Origin of the sequence: Lactobacillus apis (assembly GCF_003150935.1) — a bacterium.
Lineage (GTDB): Bacteria > Bacillota > Bacilli > Lactobacillales > Lactobacillaceae > Lactobacillus > Lactobacillus apis.
In genome coordinates, this window is record NZ_CP029476.1 from 1,529,556 (window position 1) to 1,545,774 (window position 16,219).

The following is a 16,219-nucleotide window of genomic DNA, read 5'->3' on the forward strand; positions in this document are numbered from 1 at the left end:
TTCCTTTCTTTAAATACTTATTATTCTAAGTCTAGCAATTGGTCACCAACTGTTACATCACCACTAGCAACCACATTAACTTTATGGTAGTTATTAGTGTTAGTAACAATGATTGGCGTTGTAATTTCGTAGCCAGCCTTCTTAATTTTATCAATATCAAATTCGATGAGTGGTTCGCCTGCTTTAACAGTTTTACCCTTCTCAGTTAATAGTTTAAACCCTTCACCGTCTAATTCAACGGTGTCCATGCCGATATGAATCATAACTTCGGCACCCTTAGGTGATCTTAAACCAATTGCATGACCAGTTGGGAAAGTCATTGCAATTTCACAATCAAATGGTGCACACACTTGGCCATCTTTTGGTTCGATTGCAACACCTTGACCCATTGAACCGCTTGAAAATACTTCGTCTTTAACATCACTAAGAGGTACGATTGTACCATTTAATGGAGCAACTAATTTTTGAGCTTCATTGTATGAAGCTTGAGCTGCTGGCTTTGCAGCAGTTTCTGTTTCTTCTTCTGATTTAATGTTTCCTGCTTCTGCAGCAGTGCCAGCAGTAGCAAGAGCAACTTGTTCATCTAAAGTTTCGTCAACACTGTTCTTACCAAAAATCATTTGAAGAACAAAACCAAGAACAGTTGCAACAACCATTGCAATAATCAAACCGTATACAGTACTGTCAAAACCGTTCTTGCCCATTGCACCTGGAATTGAGAAAATACCCATTCCGGCCATAATGTAGAGCTTAGTACCAAAGAATCCGATTAAACCACCACCGATTGCGGAAGCAATACAACTGATAATAAATGGCTTCTTACGTGGCAAAGTAAGGCCGTAAATAGCTGGTTCAGTAACACCGAAGATGCCTGAAACAAAGGCTGGAATAGCAATACTACGAGTCTTTTCATTCTTAGTTTGGAAGATCATTGCTAAAACAACACCAGTTTGAGCAAATGATGCAGCTAATGATAAACCAACGATTGGGTCATAGCCCATTGCAGCAACGTTGGTCATCATAACCGCAACGAAGCCCCAGTGAACGCCAAAGATAACAAATACTTGCCAGAAAGCACCCATTAATACACCGGCCAAAATTGGGCTAAAGTTGTAAATAGCACTTACGATTGCAGCAATACCATTACCTGCCCAAGTTGCAACTGGTCCGATAACAAGGAAAGTAACTGGAACAGTAATCAGTAAAACAACAAATGGTACTAAGAAAGTCTTAACAACGTCAGGAATAATCTTACGAGCAACTTTTTGTACCTTAGAAGCAAACCAAACAGCAATAATGATTGGAATAACTGATGAAGTATAATTCATTGAAATTACTGGGATGCCCAAGAAAGTCATATGAATTGGGGCTTGTAAGAAAGTACCTTTAAAGATAGTAAACAATGCAGTCTTACTACCAGTCATTGCAACAATTGATGGATAACAGAGTGCAGCACCGATAGTTGCACCTAAATAAGTATTTATGCCAAACTTGTTAGCTGATGAAATACCTAAAATAACTGGTAAGAAGTAGAATAAACTATCACCAATTGCGTTTAAGATAATGTAGGTACCTGAGGTTGCTGATAACCAACCCAAAGCTAAGAACATTGCGTTAAAGCCCTTGATCATACCAGCAGCACACATTGCACCTAAAAGTGGATTGAAGATACCAGAGATTAAGTCGATAAACTTATCAGTTAAACTCATGTTACTGTTATCAACATAGTCATCAGGAACTGATCCACCATCTCCAAAGCCACCAATTTTAATTAAAGTATTGTAGACGTCAGCAACGTTATTTCCAATAACAACTTGATATTGTCCACCAGATTTAACTAGTGACAAAACACCATCAGTTGCTTTCATCTTTTCGTCATTTGCCTTTGAAGTATCCTTCAATTTAAAGCGTAGGCGAGTTGTACAATGCACCACGCTGGCAACATTTTCTTTACCACCAACGTTGGCGATAATTTCACGACTTAGTTCTTCGTAAGCCATTTTTTCCTCCAAAAATCTAAAACCCGAGAATATAAAGAATCTGCTCTGTAAATTACGTTACGCAAAATACATAGCTCATCTTTAAGTTCTCGGGTTAATGCCTGTAAACAGTAACACACCGTTTAAACTAGTAATTAATTTTTAATTGAAGATTGCTCTGAATCATCAGTATGATCACTCTTCTGGCGATGAGTAACTCGCCATACATGAAGCGTTAAATATACTTCATCATCAGGTTGCAATTTCCAACCAGCTTGTTTAGATAAATAAGTGCCGATTTTTAAAACCGTCTCGTATGCTTTTTGATACTTTACTTTCATTAGTTCAAGTAAAGAAATATCAAGCTCACTCCCATCACCTTCGTCATCTATTGGGTAGAGATGGCGTACCATAAATGATCTAAGATGCGTCATAAATCTACTAAAATTAAATGATTCAGTGTCAAGTTGCATGCCGTATTGATATTCAATAATTTCAACTACACCGCGTATCAGCTTGGTAATCTTGATTGTGTCTTGAATTTTAGCTTGATTTGAACCGGCGTTGATAAAGTGGTAAGTAAGAAAAACTTCTTCCGTCTTTGGAAAAGCTAATCCTGTTTCCCCTTCAATCAACCTCAGTGCGTCTTTTGCAGCCGCATACTCTTTTGGAAATAGTTTATTTAATTCCCAGCCGAGCGTATCCTGCCCAAGTTCAACACCTTCATCGTTTCGCTTTAGCATAAAATCGATGTGATCAGCTAAAACCAGATACTGATAATCAGAAAACTTTACGTCCAATCGCTTGTTAACTAGATTAATAACATCGGTTGTTAAGGACAATGTTCGATCGTCAAGATCACTAACACTATCAATCATTTCCATGTTCTTCTCAACTGCAACAAAGCGACGGGTAATTTTATCTTCATCAATCGGATCGCCTGGCTTTTTACCAAAGCCAATGCCATTTCCGATTACTACCCAATCAACACCAGATTCATCCGACACCAAGGCAGCGTTGTTGTTAAAATTTTTGATAAATTTCACTCAGCAAACTCCTCTTTCAATAAAAAAACCTATGAACAACACTATGGGCTTATATCCTTGTTGTTCATAGGTTAATGCCTGATCGAATCAGTAACACACTTATTTACGTATATGATTATAGAACAGTGTTAAAGCGATTTCAACAATTATTTGAAGATTTTTTATCAGTACTTGTATTTATTTCAAATAAATGTGCAAATAGCGCTTTTTTCTCTAAAATAAAGTATAGTGATTATTAAAAATAGCGGAAGGTAAACTAAATTGGCTAAAAAAAAGCAAAACTCTTCATCATTAAAACAAAAAATATGGTCTTCTATTCAAATTATTCTGATTGGTGCCCTTTTTTACTTGGGCGTTACCCTAATCTTTTTTGGTTCAGGCTTTGGTAGCTCCTATCTTTTCCAACAGAACGCTGAAAAAGCAACTTCGGAATTAACCCCTAAACAAGCCACCAAAAACAAAAAGCGCAAGACTAACTATGATGCGAGCAAAACAGAATCGATTAGCGCAAGCAGGATACTAAAATCAAAACAAGTTAAGGCCTATGCAATTGGACGTATTTCAATTCCAGCCGTTAACATTCATAATCCTTTATTTGCCGGATACGGTGATCAAAATCAAAATTTAGAATACGGTGTGGTTACCTGCCTGCCCGACAGAACGATGGGCGGCAAAAACAACTACGTTTTAGCCGGCCATTACATGGGATCATATGGACCAGCGGTTTTAGACAATCTGCATTTAGCCAAAATAGGTGACCTGATTTACGTAACCGATCTTAATCATATTTATGCCTATGAAACAAAAAGTATTTCATTTGCAGTCAAACCTACTCAGGTTGAAGTCGAAAATAATGTTAATGACAAAAGCATGATTACACTGATAACCTGTTCCGATTTCAACACTTCAAAATATGGCTATGGTGAACATCGAACTGTGGTCCAGGGCGACTTAATCAGTAAAGTTAAGGCAACTAAAGCAAATCTTGCCGCTGCAGAACTAACTGCTAATTCTGAATCCAAAGAAAATAAGAAAGAAATTTCTTTACCTGTTAAAAATAAGAAGAAAGTGGTCAAAAAACGCGTTCAGGTTCACTCACGTATCCACCCACATTTTTTCCAAAAAATGAGTGTAATCAGTGCTTGTATACTTGGCTTTAATATTATCTTTTTCATCATTATCTGCTGGTGCTTAGTGCGAACTTGGCGTAGATAATTTGGCTGAAACACGTGTATTAATAATGAAATCTAAAATTTCTGCTATTCATATACGTGTATTAGTAAAATGCTAAATAAATCAAATTAATAAGGCAAAAAGCCTGTTACTTTGGGAATTTCAACAAAGTAACAGGCTTTTTTCGTCAGTCATAAATTTTATTTAGACAAATTATTAATTCTGATATTAGAAATTTGGTCAATTATAATTTGATTTAAATTATATTATGAAATTTAATGGTTAGTTTTATCCTGTCCTAATATACTGTAAATGTACTTAACTTTATTCTATAGGAGGATATCATGGATAATCACAATAATATTCAACAAAAGAAAGAAAAGTTATTATTTTGCGGTATGGCACTAGCAGCACTGGGATTGGTAGCTGCTAGTCCAACCACTGCCAGCGCCAAAACTACTGCACCTGCTCAAACTACTGAGCAAACCACTGCAGATAAAGGTAATGCGGATGCTGACAAAGATACACCAATCGTAAAAGACTGGAATGGATTGAAAGTCACATATAATCAAAAGACACATGAACTAACCATCCCTGAAGGAACAATAGCAGCTCCTGATGGTTCTGATCCTACACCAATTAGTGCAATTAATGGTATTAAATACGATGAGATTCAGAGCATTAACTTTGAGGGTAAATTAACTATCAAAGGTTCAGCTTCTGGGCTTTTTAGCAGTCTTCCTAAACTAGAAAAGATTGATCTTACTAATGTTGATACCTCAAATGTAACAAACATGGATAATCTATTTGCTTTCTGCTCAGGCTTAAAAGAAATTGACGGCCTTACAGATACTGCAAACGTTACTAGCATGGGAGCAATGTTCTATGGCTGCTCAAGCTTGACTAACCTAGACTTATCCCACTTCAATACAAGCAAAGTTACTTGCATGATTAGTATGTTTAATGGCTGCTCAAGTCTAACAAAATTGAATTTAAACAATTTTGATACATCAGCAGTTGATATGCTGGATTACATGTTTACTGGCGACAAGAGCCTGACTTCATTAGATATTGGTAAATTTAAGTTGGGTAATTCTTCTGGAGTAAGCAAAGCCATCACTATGAGCAACATGCTTGAGGGTTTGGATGGTCTAACCAACTTTACGTTCAATGTAAATGATAATCTCAATAAAACTGGTTTTAATACAAAAGCCATCTGGCAAGAAGTAGGTACTGGTACTCCTGAAAAGCCTGCGGGAAAAGACAAGCTCTCCACTTCTCAATTACTTGCTAAATACCCTGTTGATAGTAAACAAGATGATGATAAAGACACTGATAAGACAGTAACTTATGTCAAAGTTGCTGAAGATCACTCAAGTGTAACCCCATCCTCTCCTTCAACGCCTACTGTTACCGCACCTGTTACTAACAACAATACTGAAACCAAACCAACTACTCCATCTACTCCTAAACCAATTGAGAGACCGGTTTACCGCGCAGTAATGCATAACACTTACGTTTATGATCAAAATGGTGCTCTTAAAAACGGTGAATACTTTGCTGGCCAATCTATTGCAACATATGGCACTAAAATAATTGATGGTAAGAAATACTACGCTTTAGGAGACAATAGCTTCGTTAAGGCTAATAATATTTCTGGTATTAAACGTAGATTAACTCACAATGCATATTTATATAACGCAAAGGGTAAAAGAGCTAACAGAAAAGTTCTTAAAAAGCATAAATCTGTTGTAACTTATGGTGGCTCTGTAAAAATCCACGGCAAACGTTTCTATATTGTCGGCAAAAACAGATATGTTAAGAAAGCTAACTTCTAATAAAACAAATAAATAGCAGCTCTTAAGCACTTATCGCTTAAGGGCTGTTTTTATATGTCTATATACAATTATGAAATGCAAATCACTAACACTTTATTCTCATCGATGATATAATAATGCCCAAATTAAACATGTTAGGAGTTAAAGTAAAGGGAATATTAAAATGAGCAAAAAAATCAAGGTTCAACAAGCAGAGAAAATACTGTTTGGCGCTATTGCATCTTCTGCATTAGTTGGTATTTCTACTAATATTAAACATGTAAAAGCTGACAGCTTGCCAACTAGTCAATCAGCACCCGCCAATCAAGCAAACAAAGTAGACTCTGACTCAGCCAGTGCAGAACAAGCAGAAAATACGCAAAGCCCAACAACTGCACCAACTGAGAATAACCAAGAAGTACAAACAGAAACTGATACTCCTGTCTCTTCACTAACTCAATCAGCTCAAACTGTAAATTGGAATGGGATAGATGATGTAACCTATGATGACGTCAGTAAAACACTAACGATCCCTGGAAGTTCTAAAACGATAACAGACCCTAGACGCATTCGTGATAATTTAGGTGCTATTGATACGACAAAAATTCAAACAGTTAATATTACTGGCCCTATCAAGTTAAGTGGTTCAATTAGAGGGCTTTTTAGTGAGCTAGATAATTTAACCACAATCAATGGGTTAGAAAAACTTGATACTTCTGACGTAAACGACATATCATTTTTGTTTGATCATGATGTTAATTTAACTAGTTTAAATCTAGGCCAGCTTAATACTGCTAACGTTACTAACCTGGATCACATGTTTAGTATGTGTCAAAAGCTAACGTCACTTGATGTTAGTCAACTAAACACAACTAACGTCACAATTATGAACTCAATGTTTTATGATTGTGAAGCTCTAACAAACTTAACTTTAACAGCTGCTAATGGCTCCACAAAATTTGATACCAGTAATGTTACTGATATGACTTCAATGTTTGAAAAATGCATTAATTTAACTAGCATTGACCTGAACAGCTTCAATACTTCAAGTGTTAAAAGCATGCAGCATCTTTTCTATCTATGTGCAAAGCTGCCAAGCATAGACTTGAGTAAGTTCAACACTGCTAATGTTACTAACATGGCTGGACTTTTTAGCAAATGCTATAGCTTAACTAAACTAGATTTAAGCAGTTTTGACACTAGAAATGTCACTGATATGTCCCACTTAGTCAGTGTTTGTGATAACTTAACTGACATAACTTTTGGCAATAACTTTAAAACCACGAATGTTACCAATATGAATTCAATGTTCTATCATCTACAAAATATGAAAGAACTGGATCTAAGCAGTTTTGATACTTCAAAAGTTACTGACATGGCATACATGTTCCAAAGTACTAAACTAACCAAAATTAATCTTAGTAGCTTTGATACTTCAAAAGTCACTAATATGAAATGGATGTTTTATCAAAGCAATGCTTTAAAAGAATTAGATATTCACAACTTTGATATGTCTGCTGTAACCAATTCTGACGAAATGTTGGAAGACCTAGACTCATTAGATATTTTAGTATTGGGTAATAAGAACAACATTAAGGATGCAAAGCTTAATACGCCAGGAAAATGGGTTAACGTAGGTCACGGTACACATAATAATGACAATAATCCGGAAGCTTCAAAAAACTGGTCTTCAGACGAATTAACAACAAACTACAATCCAGCTACAGATGCCGATCGCTACATTCACTTCACTAAAAAGCCTGAAACACCAGTTGCTCCAAGCACCCCGAGTGTTCCTGAACCAAGTAAGGCAGCAAATGTTACTGTTCACTATCAGGATAAGGACGGCAAAACACTTAGTCCTGATGAAATTTTAAGTGGCAACATTGGCGATGGTTATATTTCAAATACAAAAGAAATTCCTGGTTATGTATTACTGGAACGTCCTAATAATGCAACTGGCTTTTTCAGTGGCAACCCTCAGAATGTTACTTATGTTTATCAAAAAGCGGGCCAAATCGGCACTGATAATGAGAACGAAAACGTTGTTCCGGCAAAAAGTAACAGTAAGACTGGCACCACTAATAAAGCTAGCCAAAAGAAGTCAGCAATTTCAGGCCACTGTGCACAAAAAACTGATTCTCAAAAAGATCAAGTCTCTTCAGTTTCTACCGCCTCTTCGAAAGAAAGGACATTACCTCAAACTGGGTTTACGCAAGACAATACATTCTCATTATTAGGTCTATGTGTATTATTATTAAGTAGTCTATTTGGCATTGAGTTAGATGATAAGAAAAAACACAATAGTGATTAGTCTATCCCCAATTACTTGTATTAACTAGAATAACTTTAAAGATTAATATCTTATAGTTATTTGAAACTTAAAAACACGGTTCTGTTTTTAATCAGAATCGTGTTCTTTTGTTTGTCTATTTTTACGTACTGTGCACAAGCTTCGATTTTAAGTAGTTGCTTCTTGCAAGTAGTCTGTTTGTCTTAAAAATTCAGGTCCCCAGTTTATTGGTAACATGACTAGCTTTTTATCAAATGTGATCAATATCATAAAAGTTATTCGACTCTAGCCAATTTTGATCGCAAAAATATAATCTCGCCACTTGTTTATTAAAATTAGTCTAGTGCTTTTGTGCAAGATAAAACCCAGTTAGCTCTATAAGGAAGGCTAACTGGGTTTTAAATTCATCAATTGCTATAGTAGGTAAATACTTATGCACTTGCTTACTTTTTTCTTTTAAAACTACTCTGCTTGTGAGTTCTTTTATTTTTAGTTTTTAAGACGCTACGCTTACGTTTATTTTTATGCTTTGCCTTCTTTTTAGGTTTACCAGCTATTGAAGCGTTACCAACAGACTTAACTTTACTGTATACATAAGTAACACTTTGAGGAACAGAATCAAAGAATCCAGTTGCATTGGTCGGTCGAACTTTCAGTATGTAGCCAGCGATTTCCTTGTACATTGAGACATATCCTTCACCTAAATTACCTTTTAAGATCTCCTTAGGGGCAAGGGTTTTACCAGCTTCATTTTGATGGTAAATAGTGACATCTGCCCCAGCTATTGGGGTATCCGAACCCTTACTTGGTGTAGGAGATGGAGTAGGTGTAGGATTAACACGAGTTTTAGTGTAAACAAATGTTACTTCTTGTGCATCATGACCGAAAGTACCAGTAGCGTTCATAGGTGTCTTAACTAACTCGTAGTCAGTAATATCTTTAGGTTTAGCTGTATAGCTAGCATCGAGTTTACCGGAGAGGGTTTCATCAGGGGCAATGGTATTACCGTCTTCATCTTGGAAGTGAACAATAACATCAGCCCCAGCCTTCTTAGTGTAAACAAAAGTGACGTCATGAGTTTTGTGGCCAAAGGTACCAGTAGCGTTCATAGGTGTCTTAACTAACTCGTAGTCAGTAATATCTTTAGGTTTAGCTGTATAGCTAGCATCGAGTTTACCGGAGAGGGTTTCATCAGGGGCAATGGTATTACCGTCTTCATCTTGGAAGTGAACAATAACATCAGCCCCAGCCTTCTTAGTGTAAACAAATGTAACTTCTTGTGGGGCGTTACTAAATTGTCCTTTAACATTATCAGGTATCTTAACTAACTCATAGTCAGTAATGTCCTTAGGCGTTGCCTCATATGGATCATCGAGCTTACCAGTGAGAACTTGATCAGGAGCCAAGGTTTTACCAGCTTCATCTCTAAAGTGAACAGTGATGTTGCCTCCATCTACCTTAGTGTAGATATACGTTACTTCTTGTGGTTCATGAGTAAATTTACCAGTAGCGTTATTAGGTTGCTCAGCTACCTCGTAGTCTTTAATCTCCTCAGCCTTAGTTTCATATGAATCATCGAGCTTACCAGTGAGAACTTGATCAGGAGCCAAGGTCTTACCAGCTTTATCTCTAAAGTGAACAGTGATGTTGCCTCCATCTACCTTAGTGTAGATATACGTTACTTCTTGTGGTTCATGAGTGAATTTACCAGTAGCGTTATTAGGCTGCTCAGCTATCTCGTAGTCTTTAATCTCCTCAGCCTTAGTTTCATATGAATCATCGAGCTTACCAGTGAGAACTTGATCAGGCACCAAGGTCTTACCAGCTTTATCTCTAAAGTGAACAGTGATGTTACCTCCATCTACCTTAGTGTAGATATACGTTACTTCTTGTGGCTCATGAGTGAATTTACCAGTAGCGTTATTAGGTTGCTCAGCTACCTCGTAGTCTTTAATCTCCTCAGCCTTAGTTTCATATGAATCATCGAGCTTACCAGTGAGAACTTGATCAGGCACCAAGGTATTACCAGCTTTATCTCTAAAGTGAACAGTGATGTTGCCTCCATCTACCTTAGTGTAGATATACGTTACTTCTTGTGGTTCATGAGTGAATTTACCAGTAGCATTATTAGGTTGCTCAGCTACCTCGTAGTCTTTAATCTCCTCAGCCTTAGTTTCATATGAATCATCGAGCTTACCAGTGAGAACTTGATCAGGCGCTAAGGTTTTACCAGCTTTATCTCTAAAGTGAACAGTGATGTTGCCTCCATCTACCTTAGTGTAGATATACGTTACTTCTTGTGGTTCATGAGTGAATTTACCAGTAGCGTTATTAGGCTGCTCAGCTATCTCGTAGTCTTTAATCTCCTCAGCCTTAGTTTCATATGAATCATCGAGCTTACCAGTGAGAACTTGATCAGGCACCAAGGTCTTACCAGCTTTATCTCTAAAGTGAACAGTGATGTTACCTCCATCTACCTTAGTGTAGATATACGTTACTTCTTGTGGCTCATGAGTGAATTTACCAGTAGCGTTATTAGGTTGCTCAGCTACCTCGTAGTCTTTAATCTCCTCAGCCTTAGTTTCATATGAATCATCGAGCTTACCAGTGAGAACTTGATCAGGCACCAAGGTCTTACCAGTTTTATCTCTAAAGTGAACAGTGATGTTGCCTCCATCTACCTTAGTGTAGATATACGTTACTTCTTGTGGTTCATGAGTAAATTTACCAGTAGCGTTATTAGGCTGCTCAGCTACCTCGTAGTCTTTAATCTCCTCAGCCTTAGTTTCATATGAATCATCGAGCTTACCAGTGAGAACTTGATCAGGCGCTAAGGTTTTACCAGCTTTATCTCTAAAGTGAACAGTGATGTTGCCTCCATCTACCTTAGTGTAGATATACGTTACTTCTTGTGGTTCATGAGTAAATTTACCAGTAGCGTTATTAGGTTGCTCAGCTACCTCGTAGTCTTTAATCTCCTCAGCCTTAGTTTCATATGAATCATCAAGCTTACCAGTGAGAACTTGATCAGGCGCCAAGGTTTTACCAGCTTTATCTCTAAAGTGAACAGTGATGTTGCCTCCATCTACCTTAGTGTAGATATACGTTACTTCTTGTGGTTCATGAGTGAATTTACCAGTAGCATTATTAGGTTGCTCAGCTACCTCGTAGTCTTTAATCTCCTCAGCCTTAGTTTCATATGAATCATCGAGCTTACCAGTGAGAACTTGATCAGGAGCCAAGGTTTTACCAGCTTTATCTCTAAAGTGAACAGTGATGTTGCCTCCATCTACCTTAGTGTAGATATACGTTACTTCTTGTGGTTCATGAGTAAATTTACCAGTAGCGTTATTAGGCTGCTCAGCTACCTCGTAGTCTTTAATCTCCTCAGCCTTAGTTTCATATGAATCATCAAGCTTACCAGTGAGAACTTGATCAGGCGCCAAGGCTTTACCAGCTTTATCTCTAAAGTGAACAGTGATGTTGCCTCCATCTACCTTAGTGTAGATATACGTTACTTCTTGTGGTTCATGAGTAAATTTACCAGTAGCGTTATTAGGCTGCTCAGCTACCTCGTAGTCTTTAATCTCCTCAGCCTTAGTTTCATATGAATCATCGAGCTTACCAGTGAGAACTTGATCAGGCGCTAAGGTTTTACCAGCTTTATCTCTAAAGTGAACAGTGATGTTGCCTCCATCTACCTTAGTGTAGATATACGTTACTTCTTGTGGTTCATGAGTGAATTTACCAGTAGCGTTATTAGGCTGCTCAGCTATCTCGTAGTCTTTAATCTCCTCAGCCTTAGTTTCATATGAATCATCGAGCTTACCAGTGAGAACTTGATCAGGCGCTAAGGTTTTACCAGCTTTATCTCTAAAGTGAACAGTGATGTTGCCTCCATCTACCTTAGTGTAGATATACGTTACTTCTTGTGGTTCATGAGTAAATTTACCAGTAGCATTATTAGGTTGCTCAGCTACCTCGTAGTCTTTAATCTCCTCAGCCTTAGTTTCATATGAATCATCGAGCTTACCAGTGAGAACTTGATCAGGAGCCAAGGTTTTACCAGCTTTATCTCTAAAGTGAACAGTGATGTTGCCTCCATCTACCTTAGTGTAGATATACGTTACTTCTTGTGGTTCATGAGTAAATTTACCAGTAGCGTTATTAGGCTGCTCAGCTACCTCGTAGTCTTTAATCTCCTCAGCCTTAGTTTCATATGAATCATCAAGCTTACCAGTGAGAACTTGATCAGGCGCCAAGGTTTTACCAGCTTTATCTCTAAAGTGAACAGTGATGTTGCCTCCATCTACCTTAGTGTAGATATACGTTACTTCTTGTGGGTCGTTGCTAAAATGTCCCTTAGCGTTATCAGGTGTCTTAACTAACACATAGTTATCGATATCTTTAGACTTGGCCTCATAACTACTGTCGAGTTTACCAGAAAGGACTTCGTCATCAGCAATGGATTGACCATTTTCATCTCGGTAATGAACAGTAACGTTAGATACGGTCTTCTTAGTGTAAACATAAGTAACTTCTTGTGGTATGGTGCTAAAATATCCCTTAGCATTAGCAGGCTTGTCTTTTAGAACATAGTCGGGGAAAGTTTTTTCTTCTGAACTATATTCGCTTTCCAAATAACCAGATAAGACCACGTCATCAGCAATGGCCTTACCAGCTTCATCCCGGTAATGAACAGTAACATTAGCACCTGTTGGTGGAGTTGTAGTGTAAACCAATTTGAAGGTTTGCGCTTTGTCAGTATAGGTAATATTGTAAGATGGCTGACCCTCTTTTAAAAAATATCCAGGAATTTTTTCAGCAGTAATTACGCCTTCTTCTCCCATAATGCCGCAGGAAGTAGTGTCTTCATGAATCTTTGAACCATTTTCATCTAAATACTGTAAAGTAACTGGTTCACCAAAAAGTACATATGTATCTTCAACAAAATCCATTGACGAGCTTGCACTGCTAGAATAGTTAGCAATTAACTCTTTTGAACTCCATCTTTTTTTACCCTCTGGGTTACTAATAGTGTGTCCCTTACCGACATTTAGCCACGTACCAGGGTTTTCTAAGCCACAGTCATTATCTAACCTAGTTTTTTTACCTAGTTTTAAGACAGTCAGTTTAGGGAGATCATACAGCATATCTGGAGTTTCAATGTTACGCATATCTAAACTAGATAAATCTAGTTCTTTAAGACTAGTGCAACCTTGAAATGCTCTAAGCAGTGTCTGCGTGGGATTAGTTAAAGGATTATTGTTTAAAACTACTTTACTTAAATCTACAGTAGTCAGGCTGCTACAACCATAAAAGAGATCGGAGAGGTAGCTTAAGGCACCGGAAGTATGACTGATAAATTTAACTGAAACCAGGCTCTCATCCCAGCAGAACATTTGACGCACATCGACTAAGTTCGGAGCGGTCCAACTTGATAAGTCTATACTACGCAATTTAGGACATTTAAAAAACATCTGGTATGTATATTTTACTGAGGATGTGTCCATACCTGAAACATCGATATCAACTAAATTTTCACAATATGAAAACATTGAAGTAAAACTAGTACACTTAGAAGTGTCTAACTTGTTCATTCCAGTGACTTTCTCAATATTTTCAAAACCACTAAAAAGTTCCTTGGCTCCGTCTGTTCCAAGATCTACTCTGCCAACAATGTTTATTTTTTTTGCTAGTTTAAGTGAGTAGTCTTTATTGTCCTTATGTAAAACCAAATTAGAAAAAGAAGTTCCAGCTTGAATTGCTCGAGTCCCACCAGTAATTGTTAACACTTTACTAGTATTATTGTAGTATAACTTGATACCTTGGTAGCTATCATAGACAATGTCATCATCCGGTGCATCATCATTGCCCCCTTGTGTCGGCGATGTAGCACTATTAGTAGTTGTTTCAGTTGTAGATACACTATTGTTGGTATTATTTACAACTTCTTCTGTTGGCGTTTGGGAATCTTTAGTAGTTGCTTTGTCAGCCTTGACTAATTGAGGATTAGTCAAAAATAAGCCTAAAAGTAGGGTTGCAGAACTGCTAAATAGTAGTTTGCTCTTTGAATTATTTATTTTCCTCATTGTGGATAGTACCTTTCTGTCCAGTTATATTTTGTATAGATACGCAAATAAAAGCGAAAATGTAAACAAAACATGTAATTTAAGCAATGTAGCATGTAGCCTAGTTTTAGTTACTTAATAGTGAATACTCAAAAAACTATTGCGATTTGAAAACAAAATAGATATTCAATATTACAGCTTAAAAGTGCTTCTTTATTTATGTTCATGAATGCTGGACTATTTATTTTACTTTTTGATAGTACAATTAAAAAGTAAAATGTCCATGATTATATTTTAGGAATTAACTACCAATTAATCAATAGTAATTTAATATATTTTTCCGATAAGCTTAAGCTATAGTGTATAACAAGCAACGAACTGAAGTATAATTATAGACACGACTAACACACAAAAGCACAGATTAGTATATATATATATATATATATACTAATCTGTGTTAAGAAACTTTAGTTTTGGTGCTTAATAAAGTAATGGTCCCTGTACTTATTGTAATAATAGATCCAATAGGAAGTGTTAAAAGCTGTTGATTACGATTAGAACCCGTTTCAGGCAATTGTGAATTTACAGAAACATGATTTGGATTTTGGCTACTAGTGTTGCTATCCACATGCTGAATATGACTAGATCTGGTACTACTTACAAGATTATGCGGAGTCTTTTGTGTCATTCGCTATTGGTGAGCTAATGATTGCAGGGACAATAAATATAAATAATTCCTTGTGGATTACTATGAAAGAAACCAGTGGCATTTTCTGGACGTTTTTTAAAAATATAATCATTGATTTTTTAGCAGATGTGACGTAACCGTCGCTAATGCTGCCACTTAAGATTTTATCCAGGGCAATCGTGTTTCCACTTTCAACTTGGTTATGAATGATACCTGTAGAACTTTGAATAGATAACTTATGTTTTTGACAGAATGCTGAAAACTCCTACCGACATTTAGCCATGTGCATCGAATATTTAGCTCCGAGTAATTAGGACCTTATTGTTTTCTAAAACTAGAGCCGTTTTACTACCTAATACTAGAGGATTTAAATAACCACGTCCGATAGCATTTCCCAAATAGAATCTATTGAGCTACCAACAGAATTAATATTACTTATGTCTAGCTTTTTTAAGCTCGCGTAGTTAGCAAACATTCCAGAAAAATTTATAACATTACACATATCGAAATTAGCAATATTAATGTCGCGTAATGAGTAATCGTCTTGGAATAGGTATGACATATTAGTAACATTTGAAGTATCTAGGGATTCCAAATCTATTTTTTCTAGTGCGGAACAGAACTCGAACATGTGTGGCATGCTAGCGACTTCGGAAAAGTCTAGATTATTCAAGCCGCTTATTTCAACTAAATATGGCAATTCGAAAAATAAGGAAAATGCACTACCAATTATTTTTACTTTTCCGACAATTTCTATTTTTTAACGGAATAAAGTGGTATGTAGCTGTCTGGTTCATTGGGCGCTTCAATGTACCAATCTGTGATACCAATTGGCCAGTTTTCTTTTGCTACCATTGTTCCCCCATGTATGCTTAGCAATTCCTTGGTTTTGTTAAAGGTGAAATCCCATCCCTTAATATTGCCAGTATATATCTTATCTTTCTCAGGGGCAGTATTAGGTTGATTAGTATGATTCTCGTTAGTACTATCATTAGAAGGGGGGACGAGATGTTATTTGAGTCATTGTCACTAGCTGATTCAGGTTGACTTTCTTCGACCACAGTTCTCGTTTGAATGGAAATGGCTCTCTAGATTTGCTGCAGCCTTATTACCTGGATTTTGTTTATTAATCATTTGATTAGTAACAGCTTT

At 36.8% G+C, this 16,219-nt stretch carries 8 protein-coding genes; 3 read left to right on the forward strand and 5 right to left on the reverse strand.

The genetic code is table 11. The features are described from left to right. Positions 1-20 precede the first annotated feature (20 nt). A complete protein-coding gene (locus DKL56_RS07255; RefSeq protein ID WP_109715925.1) occupies positions 21-2,000 on the reverse strand; it encodes a beta-glucoside-specific PTS transporter subunit IIABC in 1,980 nt (659 codons plus the stop codon). 134 nt (positions 2,001-2,134) lie between these two features. Next, positions 2,135-3,025 (reverse strand): PRD domain-containing protein, encoded by an 891-nt coding sequence (locus DKL56_RS07260; protein ID WP_109715926.1) that lies wholly within the window; start codon positions 3,023-3,025, stop codon positions 2,135-2,137. A gap of 261 nt (positions 3,026-3,286) precedes the next feature. Here DKL56_RS07260 and DKL56_RS07265 point away from each other — a divergent pair, with 261 nt between their 5' ends. The 3 genes from DKL56_RS07265 (at position 3,287) to DKL56_RS07275 (ending at position 8,329) form a co-directional block, all read left to right on the forward strand. Next, entirely contained in the window at positions 3,287-4,240 is a 954-nt protein-coding gene (locus tag DKL56_RS07265) for a class A sortase (protein WP_109715927.1), read from the forward strand. Between the two features lie 302 nt (positions 4,241-4,542). Beyond that, positions 4,543-6,036 carry a BspA family leucine-rich repeat surface protein gene (locus DKL56_RS07270; RefSeq protein ID WP_109715928.1) on the forward strand — a complete coding sequence of 498 codons (1,494 nt, stop codon included), beginning with the start codon at positions 4,543-4,545 and terminating at the stop codon, positions 6,034-6,036. A gap of 163 nt (positions 6,037-6,199) precedes the next feature. Then, complete coding sequence (locus tag DKL56_RS07275; RefSeq protein ID WP_109715929.1) at positions 6,200-8,329, forward strand: BspA family leucine-rich repeat surface protein; 2,130 nt, start codon at positions 6,200-6,202, stop codon at positions 8,327-8,329. Between the two features lie 422 nt (positions 8,330-8,751). On the opposite strand, the gene DKL56_RS07280 is transcribed toward DKL56_RS07275, so the two are convergent. From DKL56_RS07280 to DKL56_RS07985, 3 genes are all read right to left on the reverse strand, one after another. Continuing rightward, positions 8,752-14,400, reverse strand: coding sequence for a MucBP domain-containing protein (locus tag DKL56_RS07280; RefSeq protein ID WP_109715930.1), 5,649 nt, complete (start codon positions 14,398-14,400; stop codon positions 8,752-8,754). Between the two features lie 681 nt (positions 14,401-15,081). Further along, a complete protein-coding gene (locus DKL56_RS07995; RefSeq protein ID WP_476737640.1) occupies positions 15,082-15,183 on the reverse strand; it encodes a MucBP domain-containing protein in 102 nt (33 codons plus the stop codon). A gap of 251 nt (positions 15,184-15,434) precedes the next feature. Further along, positions 15,435-15,767 (reverse strand): BspA family leucine-rich repeat surface protein, encoded by a 333-nt coding sequence (locus DKL56_RS07985; protein ID WP_420812390.1) that lies wholly within the window; start codon positions 15,765-15,767, stop codon positions 15,435-15,437. Positions 15,768-16,219 lie beyond the last annotated feature (452 nt).